Source organism: Flavobacterium sp. 5 (assembly GCF_002813295.1).
Taxonomy (GTDB): domain Bacteria; phylum Bacteroidota; class Bacteroidia; order Flavobacteriales; family Flavobacteriaceae; genus Flavobacterium.
The window spans coordinates 3170258-3184272 of the sequence record NZ_PHUE01000001.1; the positions used below are offsets into that span (position 1 = coordinate 3170258).

At 31.2% G+C, this 14015-nt stretch carries 12 protein-coding genes; 3 read left to right on the top strand and 9 right to left on the bottom strand.

The window, feature by feature from the left end:
* Positions 1 to 31: 31 nt before the first annotated feature.
* The 3 genes from CLU82_RS13175 to CLU82_RS13185 form a co-directional block, all read right to left on the bottom strand.
* Positions 32 to 811 carry a zinc ribbon domain-containing protein gene (locus tag CLU82_RS13175; protein WP_100843521.1) on the bottom strand — a complete coding sequence of 260 codons (780 nt, stop codon included), beginning with the start codon at positions 809 to 811 and terminating at the stop codon, positions 32 to 34.
* Positions 812 to 814: 3 nt separating this feature from the next.
* The gene (locus CLU82_RS13180; RefSeq protein ID WP_100843522.1) at positions 815 to 1912 is read right to left on the bottom strand and encodes a Nif3-like dinuclear metal center hexameric protein; all 1098 of its coding nucleotides are present in this window, start codon (positions 1910 to 1912) and stop codon (positions 815 to 817) included.
* A 334-nt stretch (positions 1913 to 2246) separates the two neighbouring features.
* Positions 2247 to 3518 (bottom strand): tetratricopeptide repeat protein, encoded by a 1272-nt coding sequence (locus CLU82_RS13185; RefSeq protein ID WP_100843523.1) that lies wholly within the window; start codon positions 3516 to 3518, stop codon positions 2247 to 2249.
* A gap of 429 nt (positions 3519 to 3947) precedes the next feature.
* On the opposite strand from CLU82_RS13185, the gene lpxK reads away from it, so the two are divergent.
* Together lpxK and CLU82_RS13195 are read left to right on the top strand one after the other, a co-directional pair.
* Complete coding sequence (lpxK, locus tag CLU82_RS13190; RefSeq protein ID WP_100843524.1) at positions 3948 to 4973, top strand: tetraacyldisaccharide 4'-kinase; 1026 nt, start codon at positions 3948 to 3950, stop codon at positions 4971 to 4973.
* The gene (locus CLU82_RS13195; protein ID WP_100843525.1) at positions 4945 to 5757 is read left to right on the top strand and encodes a purine-nucleoside phosphorylase; all 813 of its coding nucleotides are present in this window, start codon (positions 4945 to 4947) and stop codon (positions 5755 to 5757) included. The genes lpxK and CLU82_RS13195 overlap by 29 nt, the downstream gene beginning before the upstream one ends.
* Here the strand turns inward: CLU82_RS13195 and CLU82_RS13200 are convergent.
* The 3 genes from CLU82_RS13200 to lipA form a co-directional block, all read right to left on the bottom strand.
* Complete coding sequence (locus CLU82_RS13200; RefSeq protein WP_100843526.1) at positions 5754 to 7934, bottom strand: ATP-binding protein; 2181 nt, start codon at positions 7932 to 7934, stop codon at positions 5754 to 5756. The genes CLU82_RS13195 and CLU82_RS13200 overlap by 4 nt on opposite strands.
* Before the next feature lie 74 nt (positions 7935 to 8008).
* Positions 8009 to 9010: a type I glyceraldehyde-3-phosphate dehydrogenase gene (gene gap, locus CLU82_RS13205; protein WP_100843527.1), complete on the bottom strand. Its 1002-nt coding sequence runs from the start codon at positions 9008 to 9010 to the stop codon at positions 8009 to 8011.
* Positions 9011 to 9088: 78 nt separating this feature from the next.
* Positions 9089 to 9958, bottom strand: coding sequence for a lipoyl synthase (lipA, locus tag CLU82_RS13210; RefSeq protein ID WP_100843528.1), 870 nt, complete (start codon positions 9956 to 9958; stop codon positions 9089 to 9091).
* A gap of 433 nt (positions 9959 to 10391) precedes the next feature.
* Here lipA and CLU82_RS13215 point away from each other — a divergent pair, with 433 nt between their 5' ends.
* Positions 10392 to 11249 carry a M48 family metalloprotease gene (locus CLU82_RS13215; protein ID WP_100843529.1) on the top strand — a complete coding sequence of 286 codons (858 nt, stop codon included), beginning with the start codon at positions 10392 to 10394 and terminating at the stop codon, positions 11247 to 11249.
* 91 nt (positions 11250 to 11340) lie between these two features.
* On the opposite strand, the gene CLU82_RS13220 is transcribed toward CLU82_RS13215, so the two are convergent.
* From CLU82_RS13220 to CLU82_RS13230, 3 genes are all read right to left on the bottom strand, one after another.
* Entirely contained in the window at positions 11341 to 12165 is an 825-nt protein-coding gene (locus CLU82_RS13220; protein WP_100843530.1) for an energy transducer TonB, read from the bottom strand.
* 187 nt (positions 12166 to 12352) lie between these two features.
* A complete protein-coding gene (locus tag CLU82_RS13225; RefSeq protein WP_100843531.1) occupies positions 12353 to 12904 on the bottom strand; it encodes an RNA polymerase sigma factor in 552 nt (183 codons plus the stop codon).
* Positions 12895 to 14001 carry a glycosyltransferase gene (locus tag CLU82_RS13230; RefSeq protein ID WP_100843532.1) on the bottom strand — a complete coding sequence of 369 codons (1107 nt, stop codon included), beginning with the start codon at positions 13999 to 14001 and terminating at the stop codon, positions 12895 to 12897. The genes CLU82_RS13225 and CLU82_RS13230 overlap by 10 nt, the downstream gene beginning before the upstream one ends.
* Positions 14002 to 14015: the final 14 nt, after the last annotated feature.

Genomic DNA, 14015 nt, shown 5'->3' on the forward strand with positions numbered 1-14015 from the left:
AAGCCTCGAAATTCGAGGCTTAGTTGTTTTTTTAGAACTTAGAAAATAATTGATCCATTTTCTCTCTTTCTTCTTCAGCCAGTACACTGTCGACTAAAATTCTTCCAGAGTGCTCATCAATTAAGATTTTCTTTCTGGCAGCAATTTCAACTTGTGTTTGTGGTGGAATTGTAAAGAATGATCCTGCTGATGCTCCTCTTTCGATAGAAACAACTGCTAGTCCGTTACGAACGCTGCTTCTGATTCTTTTGTAAGCTACCAATAAACGGTCTTCAATTAATGCTTCAAATTCTGCTGATTTCTCACTTAAGAAGATTTCTTCTTTTTGAGTTTCAGACATGATAGCATCCAATTCTGATTTTTTATGTTTTAAATGCGATGATTTAGAATCTAACTTTTCTTTAGAAGAATTGATTACTTCTTTTTTGTGTTCAATAGAAGCTTTCATTTCTTTGATTTGCTTTTCAGCTAATTGAATTTCTAATTCTTGAAATTCAACTTCTTTAGTCAATGAATTGAATTCACGGTTGTTACGAACACTTTCTTGTTGTTTAGTGTATTTTTTTACAGCCTCTTTGTGCTCATCAATTGCATTCTTTTTTTCTTTGATAAGGTTTTCGATAACTTCGAGTTCGCTTTTCAATTTCTCTGAACGAGTGCTTAAACCAGCAACTTCATCTTCTAAATCTTCTACTTCTAAAGGTAGTTCACCTCTCACGTTTCTGATTTCGTCAATTCTAGAGTCAATAAGTTGTAAATCGTATATTGCTCTTAACTTGTCCTCAACACTTAATTCTTTCGTATTCGCCATATTCTATAAGTACTTAACTGGATTTGTATTTTCTTCCGATAAAATGATTGCAAAATTAAGGATTTTTTTTCTAAGATAATCAACAATATACTCTTTTGTATAGCGTTCACTTTCAAAATGTCCAATATCGGCTAATAAAAGCTGATTTTCGGCCTCATAATATTGATGATATTTTAAATCGGCTGTCAAAAAAGCATCGGCACCAGCCTGAATTGCATTTTTTATTGCAAAACTACCAGCACCTCCCAAAACAGCAATTTTTTTTATTTTTTTTCCTGTAAAAGCTGAATGACGAATTCCATCGGATTTCATTTTGTCTTTTGCGTAGAGTAAAAAGTCTTTTTCATCCATTTCTTCTTCTAATTCACCAATCATTCCCAGGCCAATATGATTAAATGTATTTTTCATATTGTAGATTTCGGTAGCCACTTCTTCGTAAATATGATTTTCTCTAAGTGCTTTTATGATTCCAGCCTCGAGATGTTTAGCATAAACTACTTCGATTTTGGTTTCTGTACCCCTAGACATAACACCTCTTTCTCCAACAGTTGGCTCACTTTTTTCGTTACCTTGGTAGGTAAAAGTACCTTCTGAGTTGAAACTGCATTTGTCATAATTCCCAATGCTTCCTGCTCCTGCATCAAACAAAGCATTTCGGACTTTCTCTGCATTGTCTCGAATCGTGTAGGTGACTAATTTTCGGATGTGATTTTGTTTAGGTATTAAAATTTTGGTATTTATTAGCCCCAAAGTGTCACAAAATATTTTATTTACTCCTTCTGGATGATTGTCAAGTGCGGTATGAACGGCATATATGGCGATGTCATTTTTTATAGCTTTAAGAAGAGCACGTTCTACATAGTTTTTACCTGTTATTTTTTTTATTGCAGAAAATAAAATAGGATGGAAGCAAACAACCAAATTGCATTTTTTTGCAATGGCTTCATCAATCACATTTTCTAAAGCATCATGACAAACTAAAATGCCAGTCGCTTTTGTGTTTTCGTTACCAATTATTAATCCTACATTGTCAAAATCTTCGGCATAAGCCAATGGTGCCATTTCTTCAAGGACAGAAAGGATTTCTTTTATCGTACTCATCTTTTTTAATCTTTTTTTGGGTATTTTATTAGTCTGTACGCTGTAAAATTAACAATATAATCAGTTGTTAGTATTTTGTATTGTTAGTGTTACGATGTTTTTAAAATTTCCGTCCAAAGATAAAATATTATACATTCGAAATATAAATTTATATCGAAAAATTATTATTTCATTTGCTATTTTATATGGCTTTTTTTATTAAGTGGTTAAGTATAATTATAGCATCAAAAGGTATAGTTATTTATATCTCATAAATAAACAAGATATTTATCAATCAAGAAAGTATCTGAGAAATCAAAAACACGATGAATTATAGGCTGGTGTAGTTAGAATATTAATATGATTTTGCTTTTAATTCTTTGTATTCAGCAGTCATCTCCAAAGCATTGTAAACACTTAAAAGGCTTTTAGATATCTCTTCGTCTTGAGGATTCATTTCATTTGCTTTTTGAAGATAAGGAATTGTGCTTTTATACATATCATCTCTTTTTACTTTTAAAATGTCATATTTTTTCATTTCTACTGGAGAAGTTCCTAATTTATCCATGTCTTCATTTATCGTGGCTACTTCTTCCAATTTTAAAACTGATAAATTTATATAGGCATTTATGTATTTAGGATCAATTGTAACGGCTTTCAAATAAAAATTTTCAGCTTCAGTAATGTTTTTTGCTTTTGCACTAAGAACTCCCAAATTATAAATTACATTGACATCATTTGGATTAGTTTTTAAAATCGGAGCTATTGTTTTTTTATAAGATTCATAGTCTTTGGATTCCAAAAATAAATCAGCTTCTGTCAATACCAAAGAAATGTCTTCAGGATTTTTTATTCGCGCATCTGAAATTACTTTTTTAGCTTTTTCCCGATCTCCATTCTGAGCATAAAGAAGGGCCATATTTTTATAAATTTCACCTCTTTTGGATTGTCTTTTTTCAGTTCTGGGTTTTTCATGTGTTCCAGCTTGAATAGAAAGTTCCCTGTCATAATTTGTTGCAAAATTATTTTCCGTTTTGGTTGTTCTGTTTATTGCAAAATAATTAGTGCCAATTCCGGAATAATTAATAGCTTTAAGTGTTTCGTAATGTTTAAGAGCTGTTGTGAAATCTTTTCCATTTACAAACGCAGATGCAGCATTATATAGATTAATAGTATCTTTTTGATCCAGTAAATAAGCTTCATAGCGTTCATTGGCACTGTCAATGAATTTTTTCTCTTTGGAGTCATTATCAGCTATTTTTTCCAATCTCTCTTTAATACTTTTATAAGAACTCTGAATCTGACCGGAATATCTTCTTTTTCCGGATTCAGATTCAATTTTGATTGTTTCTTTGTATGATCTTACGGCCAAAACTAAGTTTTCACCTTCACCTATTTTTTTATCAGCTAATCCTAATAAAGCATTTCCCTTAATAAAATAATATTGTGCTCTTTCTTCGTTATTGGAATTATAAATTTGATATTCAATACTTTTAAGGATAGTTATTGCGCCTTGTAGATTTCCACTGCTCATTTCTTTTTCAGCTTCTTTTATTTTATCTTTTTGAGCTTCGATTGTTCCGGTAAACAGTAATAAGATTAAAACAATAATGTAGTTTTTTTTCATAATTAGAGAATTGTAGGTTAAACAAATTTGAAGTTTTTTGTCGTGCTTAATAATATCAATTATGTTATTTTTTTGTGTAAAATCATGTTGTTGAACAAGATTTTTAACAAAAATAGCATTAAAAATGAAGTAGTTATGGTTTTTTGTAGAAATTTCATTGTTGGTAAATAGATTTCTGAATAAGATAAAAAACGCTATGTTAATTTAAAGTTATCATAATTACACCTACCTTTTTTTATTAAATATGAATACGAGAAATTTATCTTAATTTTGGTTGAGCTAATGTCAAGTTGTAATTTTTGCGATAAAATAAAATGAGATAATTTTTTTGAGATTTGAGAGGTATTACTGTTGCCTATTTAATTGTTTTGACCTTTTTTAGGTTTGGGATTGCTTTCGCTTTTATCATAAAATGTTTACTTTCGTAAAATGAATTTACTTCGAAAAATATTGTTTCCGTTTGCTGTTTTGTATGGCTTTATCACGGGTATTCGGAATTTTCTTTTTGATAAAGGGTTTTTAAAATCATATTCTTTTGATTTGCCTGTAATTGCTGTGGGAAATCTTAGCGTAGGGGGAACAGGAAAAACACCGCAAATTGAATATTTAATTCGATTACTTTCTGGTCAATATAAGGTTGCTACTTTGAGTAGAGGTTATAAGAGGCAATCTGAAGGTTTTGTTTTGGCTAATGAAAATTCGGATGCAGTACAATTGGGAGACGAACCCTTTCAGTTTTATCAAAAATTTAAAAATATTCAGGTTGCAGTTGATGCAAATCGAAAGAATGGTATTGAACAGTTGCTTTCTGGCTCAATTAAACCAGAAATTATTTTATTGGATGATGCCTTTCAACATCGAAAAGTAAAAGCAGGTTTTTATATTATGCTTACTTCATATGATGATTTGTATTGTAATGATTTCATATTGCCTACAGGAAATTTACGTGAAAGTCGAAGCGGTGTACAAAGAGCTGATATTGTAATTGTTACAAAATGCCCGCCTAGTCTATCTTTGGATGCTCAAAATGCTATTAAAAAGGAATTAAATCTTTCTCCTAATCAAAGTTTGTTTTTTACTTTTATTGAGTATGATGAGGTAGTTTATTCAAATAAAAAAACGATACAAGCAAATGATATTAAATCAATGGATAAATTGCTTTTAGCTGGTATTGCAAAGCCTGAATCATTTTTTGCCTATTTGAAACATGATAATGACGAATGCTTAACTTTTCCAGATCATCATCATTTTAACGAAAGTGAATTACAGGAAATTAAGAAAAAAGCAAATGGTGGAATTATCGTAACAACCGAAAAAGATTATGTTCGATTAAAAGGAAGTATTTTAAGTGAACAGCTTTATTATTTACCAATAAAAAGTTCTTTTCTTTCAGGTAGTGATGATTTTAATAAAAAAATTTTGAATTATGTGGGACACAGTACAAGAAACAGTTAATTACATTAAAGGCAAAATAAATTTTGACCCGGAGTATGGTATAATTTTAGGATCAGGATTGGGAGGCTTTACTGAGGAAATTGAAATTGAATATGTATTGCCTTATGAAGAAATTCCTAATTTTCCTGTTTCGACAGTCGAAGGACATAAAGGAGCATTGGTTTTTGGGACTATCGGGAATAAAAAAGTTGTTGCTATGCAAGGTCGCTTTCATTTTTATGAAGGATATTCCATGAAAGAGGTAACTTTTCCAGTTAGGGTGTTGAAATATTTGGGAATTGAAAAATTAATAGTTTCAAATGCTTCAGGAGGTGTGAATCCAAATTACAAAGTGGGCTCTATTGTAATTATTAAAGATCATATTAATTTTATGCCAGAACATCCTTTAAGAGGAAAGAACGACGAGCGCTTTGGTCCAAGATTTGTAAATATGAGCCAGCCTTATTCGGTAGAAATGATTGCTAAAGCTAAACTCATTGCACAAGAATTTAATATAGAAATTCACGATGGCATTTATTTAGGTCTGCAAGGGCCAACTTTTGAAACCTTGGCAGAATACAAAATGGTCAAAATTTTGGGAGCTGATTGTGTGGGAATGTCTACTGTTCCGGAGGTTATTGTTGCTCGTCATATGGAGTTGGAAACCTTTGGCGTTTCCATTATTACCGATATGGGTGATGAGGAAAGTATCCTTACCGTTTCACATGATGAGGTTTTACAAGCTGCAAAAAGTGCTGAACCTAATTTACGAATGCTTATTAAAGAACTTATTATAAGGAATTAAGAATTGCTAAAATTTTGTGCAATTGTTGTGTAGAAATCTTCTGGAATAAAAGGTTTTGTAATTACATCTGTCATACCATAAGAGATCAACATTTCTCTGTTTTCATTTAATGAAATAGCTGTAAGTGCAATAATAGGAGTTGTAATATCAAACTCTCTAATTTGTTGAGTAGCAATAGTTCCATTTATGCCTAATAGATGTACATCCATTAAAACTAAATCATAAGTATTATTTTTTAAAATTTGAATTGCTTCTTCACCATTGTCCAAAATAGTGCATATCATTTCTTTTCTTGAAAGCATTTTTTTGGTAATCATTTGGTTGATTTTGTTGTCTTCAACTAATAATATTTTTTTGTCTTTGAATATTTCTGGATTGTAATTTTTATCTTTTGATTTGATTTGAACTGGTTTTGTGTCTGCTTTAAAATTCAATTCGAATGAAAAAGTAGAGCCTTCACCAACAGTGCTTTTTAATCTAATGCGCCCGCCTAACATTCGAACGAGTTTTTTTACAATGGTTAATCCTAAACCAGTACCACCGAATTTTCTATTGATTTCAACTGATCCCTGAGAAAAACTCTCGAAAACTGTTTCTAATTTTTCTTCTGGAATTCCAATTCCAGTGTCAATAATTTGGAAATAGACTGTAGCATTTTCGTTGGTACTGTTTCTTAAACGTGCTATAACGCTAACAGTACCATTGTTGGTAAACTTAAGTGCGTTATTGATTAGGTTCATGAAAATTTGAGATAATTTTGTTGGATCACCAATTAAATTTTCCGGAACATTCGGATCAATTTTTAGAATAAATCTGTTATTATTTATGGTAGCAATTTCTTTAAGGGAATTTTGAATATCACTTAATAATTGTTTAAGATTAAAAGAAATATATTCAATTTCCATCTTGTTGGAATCTATCTTGTTTATTTCTAATATGTCATTGATAAAATTAGTCAAATAATTACCGGAGAACTTCAATGAAGACAGGTAGTGCATTTGTGTTTTTTTTGGATTTTCTTCTAAAAGTAAATGAGTTATTCCGTTAATTGCATTTAGCGGTGTTCGAAGCTCGTGACTTACTGTTGATAAAAATTCTGACCTTGCTTTTGAAGCCTCTTCGGCTTTATTTTTGGCAGCAATCAATTCATTGTTTTTTTCTTTTAATAATAAATTTGATTGATTACGTATAATATTGTTTTTGTAAAGAGATAAACTTAATAGGGAGAGGATGGAAATAATAGCAATAGCTAATATGCTAATTAGCTTAGAGAACTTGTCATTTTTTTCTTGCTCTTTGTTTTCTTTTGCCTTTAGTAAATCTTCTTGAATTCGTTGCGATTCTTTAAATGCTTCGTAATCGTTGACACCTAGCTTTTCATCATTTGCAAGAACAATACTTTCTTTTAAATTCAGATGTTGTTTTAAATAAGTGTAAGCAGAAGTCTTGTCTAATAGTTTGTCGTATACTGTACTTAGGGCTAATAAAATGCTTGACTTTTGATTAAGATCTTTACCTTTTCTATTTAATTCCAGTGCTTTATTGAAGTAGATTAAAGCCAAGTTATATCGTTTGTTTTTGGCTTCAATAGTTCCTATTTGGTATAGTGCTTCTGCTTTTGTGTTTGCTAAAACAGTATTTTCTGGTTTCGCGGCAATGATCGTAAAAAAAGCTGATGCTAATTTATCATTGCCCTTTTTTTTGGAAAGTATTCCTTTTTGCAGATTAATTAAATCAACATCTTTTTTAATGTTTAAATTTTCTTTAATTTTTTCGGCTTTGAGAATAGAAGTTTCAGCAAGATCATATTTCTTTTTTTCAATATAAACCAAACCGATGTAATAGTATGCGTTGGCCACTTTGTTATTAGGTTTTCTAGAAATACTATTGAATATTACAATGCTTTTGTTGAAAATTTCAAGAGCGTCATTGTGAAGTTTTAGATCAAAGTATATTTTGCCTAAGTTGAAAGTTTGATTGGCTTCGTCTTCAATTTTATTGTTCTTTTTACAATAATTTATTGATTTCTGAGTATATGATAAAACATCTTTATAGTTATTTTCTTTTACATTTTCTGCAGCTAATTTTGAGTAATATGCAACGCTGTCTATTGACACTCTTTTTTGAGGATAGAGTAGTGTTTGAAAGAAAAATAATAATAATAAGAAGTATTTCATGTGTTGCTATTTAGGATATGTGTTATCTCAGTATAGTAACTTATAGGTGATTACTTATATTTGTTTCACTAAATTTATTTTTTATTAAAACTCAATAATGAAATTAGATCAATGATTCGGGAAGAGTATCCAATTTCGTTATCATACCAACCTACTACTTTTACCATTTTATCGATTACGGAAGTAAGCTGAGAATCAAATATACATGAATTTTTGTTACCAAGTACGTCTACCGATACAATTGGATCTTCAGTGTATTCTAAAATCCCTTTCAAATTGGTTTCTGAAGCTAGTTTAAATGCTTCATTTATCTCTTCTATTGTTACATTTTGTTTTACATTGAATGTAATATCAGTTAGAGAACCATCTGGTACTGGGACACGAATGCCGCAGCCACCCATTTTACCATCTAGGGTTGTGAAAATTTTGGTTAAGGCTTTTGCAGCTCCAGTTGTTGTTGGAACAATGGATTGACTTGCTCCTCTGGCTCTTCGTAAATCTTTATGAGGCTGATCGTGTAAACTTTGGTCAGTAGTAAAGGAGTGGATAGTTGTGATATAGGCTTGTTCAATACCACAAAGCTCTTCAATGACTTTAATCATAGGAGCAGCATTGTTTGTGGTGCAACTTGCGTTGGATATAATGACCTCAGTTCCGTCAAGAATAGATTCATTAACGCCTAATACAATTGTTTTTATACTATCTACTTCAGATGGTGCAGACAGGATAACTTTTTTAGCTCCAGCCAAAATGTGAGCATTAATTTCATCAAAAGTTTTATATTTTCCAGTAGATTCTACAACAAAATCGATGTCAATGCTTTTCCAATCTAGGTTAGAAATGTTTTTTTCATGGAAAAATAAAAAATGTTTTCCATCAACTAAAATTCCTTTTTCGTCATGGTTTACTTTAAATGGTAAAACGCCATGAATACTGTCGTATTTTATCAAATGTGCCATCGTTTTTTTGTCGGCAATATCATTGATGGCAACTACTTCAATAGAAGGGTGGTTTAATAGAAGGCGAAATAAATTTCTTCCAATTCTTCCAAAACCATTAATAGCTATTCTTGTCATAAGATTTAAAGTCTTAAAATCTAAAGTCTTAAAGTCAATATTTCTTGCCTTTCGACTTTCTGACTTTCTAACATTCGACTATAATATATGTTTTTGTGCTTTATATGAAGATCGTACCAAAGGACCACTTTCTACATGACGGAAGCCAAGTTGCAAACCATACTCTTCATATTTTTTGAATTGCTCTGGCGTTATGAATTCTTTTACAGGGAGGTGTTTTTTACTTGGTTGTAAATACTGACCAATAGTAACAACATCAACGTTCGCATTTCTTAAATCACGCATGGTCTGGAAAACTTCTTCTTCTTGTTCACCAAGGCCTAACATAATTCCAGATTTAGTTCTGTTAATCCCTTTTTCTTTAAGATATCTTAAAACTTCTAAGCTTCTGTCGTATTTTGCTTGTATGCGTACTTCACGAGTTAATCTACGAACTGTTTCTACATTGTGTGATACTACTTCAGGATTAGCTTCTACGATACGATCGATGTTTCTTTCGATACCTTGAAAATCAGGAATCAATGTCTCTAAAGTTGTGTTTGGGTTCATTCTACGAATGGCTTTTACAGTTTCAATCCAAATAATTGAGCCACCATCTTTCAAATCATCTCGGTCAACACTTGTGACTACAGCATGTTTTATATTCATTATTTTGATTGAACGAGCTACTTTTTCAGGTTCATCCCAATCTACCGTTTCAGGTCTTCCGGTTTTTACACCACAAAAACCACAAGAACGCGTACAGACATTTCCTAAGATCATAAAAGTGGCAGTTCCTTCACCCCAGCATTCTCCCATATTTGGGCAACTTCCAGAAGTGCAAATAGTATTCAAGCTATATTTATCGACAAGTCCTCGAAGTTCTGTATATTTTTGTCCAATTGGTAGTTTTACCTTTAACCATTTTGGTTTTCCAACGGGTAATGTATTATCTAAAATAGTTTCCATATTTCAATTTTCAGACTGCAAAGATAAGGAATGTTGTTTTAGAATTAGAGTTCCATATTTGTGAATTTTAATAAAACTTGTTGGGTTATTGAGCTGATTTTAGGATTTTAAAAAATATTAACTTGAATTCGATTGCAATTTTAAATAAATGGCAAAAATGCATTAATATTTCTTTTTAGTCCTGATCTCTTAAATTACTACCGCAATTACCGTTGTCTTTTTGTTTGAAAAACAAAGATAAAATGAAGAACTGAAACTATATTTTAAAAAGCTAAATGTTTCTCCTTCAAAAGAAATAATACAATTTCAGTTTTAATTAAATTAATTTTTGAGTTTTAAAGGTTTTAAAATACGGAATTTAATAATAAAAGAAAATTCCGTATTTTTTAATACTTGTAGTATCTTTGTTTATTAAATATAAATCAAATATAAGATGGATACAAAATCATTATTACTAGGAGCTTTAGCTGTTTTGTTTGGAATTTCTACAGCAGAAGCACAAATTAATTTTAGTGAAAAAGCCTTAGGAGCTGTTCAAAAGGGAATGACTGGATTTACTTTTAGTGATGAAAATGCTGCAGCTATGTCTAAGCCTGCCGTTGATAAAATGGATACTGAAAATAAAGTAGCATTAGCTACAGATCCTTATGCGATTCGTTTGGCTAGAGTTTTTGGTAAATATACAAAAGGAGAGTTTTATACTTTGAATTACAAAGTTTATCTGACCAAAGATATCAATGCTTTTGCTACTGCAGATGGTAGCGTGCGTGTGTTTTCGGGTTTGATGGATGTAATGGATGATAATGAGTTAATAGCTGTTATTGGTCATGAAATAGGACACGTTAATAATCATGATTCCAGAGATGCTATGAAAGCTTTGTATCAAAAAGAAGCATTGATTGATGCGGCTGCTTCTCAGTCAAATACGATTGCTACGCTAACTGATAGCCAGTTGGCTAAGATTGGTAGTGCTATGATTGATAGTAAATTTAGTCGTAAGCAAGAGTCTGAGGCCGATTTATTTGCATATGATTTTATGAAGAAAAATGGCTATGATGTAAATGCAGAAGAATCAGCATTTAGAATATTAGCAAAAATGAGTGAGGGCAAGGAAAGTTCTTTTATTGATCAAATGATGAGTTCGCATCCTGATTCTAAACTAAGAGCAGATAATGCTAAAGCAAGAGCTGAGAAAGACGGTTTGTATAAAGCGTATGTGCAAAAACCAATCGTTAATACTCTTCCAAAGAAAACAACAACTAAAAAGAAAACAACTAAAAAGAAAAAATAATTTTTCGTTTTTAATTGTAGCAAAAAAAAGGAAAGCTGAATTAATAAAAATTCAGCTTTCCTTTTTTTAATTATAATCTAATTATTTTAAACTAGTTCGTTTGTATCATAATAGGCAAGTTATAGGAAGTTCGAACCGCTTTGCCATCAATCATTCCTGGGTTCCATTTGGTTTTTAATGATTTTAAAACACGAATTGCTTCTTTTCCTAACCCATAGCCAGGATCTTTTAGAACTCTAATATCTGTCATGCTTCCATCTTTCTCAATAACAAAAGAAACGCTCACACGGATGGCAGCTTCGCTATCTAGTTCAGGTTTTTCAAAATTATTACCAACATAAGTATAAAATTTATTGATTCCCCCAGGGAACTCAGGTAATTTGTCTAATGCTGTGCTTGGCATAATGGCATTGGTTGGAATACTAGGAGTGCTTACTACTGCAGTTCCTGTTGAGGGTTCTGTTCCTGTTCCTCCTCCTTCTGTTCCTGTTGCGTTAGTGCTAGGATTGTTTTTGAGATCATCATTAGTAACAATAGGTTCTTGGGTTGCTGCAGTTGCATGAACGATTTCGGGGTTTATAAGTTGTTGATTAGTATTGTTGTTTTCTGTAACTGGTTCTTGAATGTGAGGTACGATGGCTTCTTCAATCTCTGTTTGAGGCACAATAGGAGTTATATCTACAACTACTACCGGAGGTAAATCGGGGACTAAGGAAGGAATCCTATGGTCTGGATTTAAATAATTATAAATCACAGGAATACTAATGGCAGCTGTCAAAAGTAATACTCCCATAAAGAGAGCAAAAAAGGATGTTTTTGTGTTTTCCTGACGTAAATGATACGCTCCGTATTCTTTGTTGCGGTTTTCGAATACAACATCAATCCAGCTAGTTTCGTAGATGTTTAATTTAGACATAATTTACAGATTTAATGGTTAAAGTAGAGATTAAATCATAAGCTAAAGTGGTTTTAACTTCTAACGTATAGAATAAGAATATTATTATCTAAGATAATAAATATTTATTAATTATTTTGTTAAATAATTAAAATATTATACGCGTATGAATAAATACAGGAAATTAATGTCTAAAAAATTAACATTTTTATCTTCTGTTTTGAATAATTTCTGAGAGTAATTTTTTGGCACGAAGCAATTTGATTTTTACATTGCTCAAAGGTTCGTCAATTTTGTTGGCGATTTCCTGGTAGCTCATTTCTTGAAAATAACGCAATTGAATTACTTCTTGATAATGAGGTTTTAGTTCTTTGATGAATTGTAATAATTGAGAAAGATTTTGCTCAGTAATTAAGACATCTTCTGCGGATGGAGTAGTATCGGCAATATTGTAAGCCGTTTGATCTTGCTCGTCAGTAATTTCTATAAAAAGGCTTGATTTCTTTTTACGAATTAAATCGATATGTACATTTTTAGCAATAGAAATTAACCAGGTATTGAATTGAAATTCTGAGTTGTAAGTGGCTATTTTGTCAAATGCTTTAGAGAAAGTTTCAATAGTAATGTCTTCGGCTGTCGTTTCGTTTTCAGTTCTTTTTAGCATAAAACCGTAGACCTCATTCCAGTAGTAATCCAATAGAAAAGTAAAGGCAACTTGATTTCCTTTTTTTGCTTTCTCTATTTGTTTACTTATTTCCAATGTGCGGGTTTTGAAAAAATATTGGTTACAAATACATTAATTTGAGTGAATATAAGTATAATTTCTATAATAGGATACCAATATACTACATCTTTTTCTTTTAATTTTCCTGAAGCAAAGCCAATGATAATCCAAGTAACCAAATATCTAAATCCTATAAGGCTTAAAACCAATATCCATTGAAATTGAAAAACCAATAAGATAATAGGGACTAATAAGAATAATAATTGAGAACTAAAAAATAGACCAAGTTGTATTTTATCAAATGTTTTATAAAAGTTGGCTGTCGCAACGTGTCTTCTTTTTTGAATAAACCAATCTTTGTATGCGGTTTTTGGTGCTGAGAATGTGAAACTTTCAGGCAAATAACTAATAGTTGTATTCTCGGAATTTGCAGCCTGATTGATAAACAGGTCGTCGTCTCCAGAACGAATTTGTATATGGTCTATAAAGCCGTTTACATTAAAGAATTCATCTTTTTTGTACGCTAAATTACGACCGACGCCCATATAAGGTTTTCCTATTTTTGCCCAAGAAAAATATTGAATTGCAGTTAGTAAAGTCTCAAAACGGATTATCTTATTCAAGAAGGAATTATTAATTTTTTCATAAGCTCCATACCCTAAAACAATGGTTTTTTCTTTAGTAAACTGAGAAGCCATGGCAGTTATCCAATCTTTTGAAGTTGGATAACAATCAGCATCTGTAAATAAAAGATGTTCTTTTTGGGCAGCTTTGATACCTAATGTCAAAGCATATTTTTTGTTTCCCCAAAAGGCTTCGTTATTTTTTACTTTAACTAAACGAATATTTGGGTATTGTTTTTCAAATTCTTCAAAAACTTCTAAAGTGTTATCACTGGAAGCATCGTCAATCAAAACGATTTCGAAGTCTGGATAATTTTGTTCTGCTAATAACGGGATGTATTTAATAACATTTTCTTCTTCGTTTTTGGCACAAACTATAACAGAAACCGGAATGTTTTTTTGGCTGATTTCTTGTGTTTTAGCAAAAGAGAATTTTGCAAAAACAATTAGATAATAAAAAAGTTGAATAACAACTATGGCAATAAAAAAGTATAAAATAATTAGTAGCATCTTTTATTTTTTGG

What these genes read in the sequence shown, in the direction of transcription:
- lipA (WP_100843528.1), bottom strand. Translation starts at nt 9,958, where the DNA reads ATGGAAACTATTTTAGATAATACATTACCCGTTGGAAAACCAAAATGG.
- CLU82_RS13230 (WP_100843532.1), bottom strand. Translation starts at nt 14,001, where the DNA reads ATGCTACTAATTATTTTATACTTTTTTATTGCCATAGTTGTTATTCAA.
- lpxK (WP_100843524.1), top strand. Translation starts at nt 3,948, where the DNA reads ATGAATTTACTTCGAAAAATATTGTTTCCGTTTGCTGTTTTGTATGGC.
- gap (WP_100843527.1), bottom strand. Translation starts at nt 9,010, where the DNA reads ATGACAAGAATAGCTATTAATGGTTTTGGAAGAATTGGAAGAAATTTA.
- CLU82_RS13180 (WP_100843522.1), bottom strand. Translation starts at nt 1,912, where the DNA reads ATGAGTACGATAAAAGAAATCCTTTCTGTCCTTGAAGAAATGGCACCA.
- CLU82_RS13200 (WP_100843526.1), bottom strand. Translation starts at nt 7,934, where the DNA reads ATGAAATACTTCTTATTATTATTATTTTTCTTTCAAACACTACTCTAT.
- CLU82_RS13215 (WP_100843529.1), top strand. Translation starts at nt 10,392, where the DNA reads ATGGATACAAAATCATTATTACTAGGAGCTTTAGCTGTTTTGTTTGGA.
- CLU82_RS13195 (WP_100843525.1), top strand. Translation starts at nt 4,945, where the DNA reads ATGTGGGACACAGTACAAGAAACAGTTAATTACATTAAAGGCAAAATA.
- CLU82_RS13220 (WP_100843530.1), bottom strand. Translation starts at nt 12,165, where the DNA reads ATGTCTAAATTAAACATCTACGAAACTAGCTGGATTGATGTTGTATTC.
- CLU82_RS13185 (WP_100843523.1), bottom strand. Translation starts at nt 3,518, where the DNA reads ATGAAAAAAAACTACATTATTGTTTTAATCTTATTACTGTTTACCGGA.
- CLU82_RS13175 (WP_100843521.1), bottom strand. Translation starts at nt 811, where the DNA reads ATGGCGAATACGAAAGAATTAAGTGTTGAGGACAAGTTAAGAGCAATA.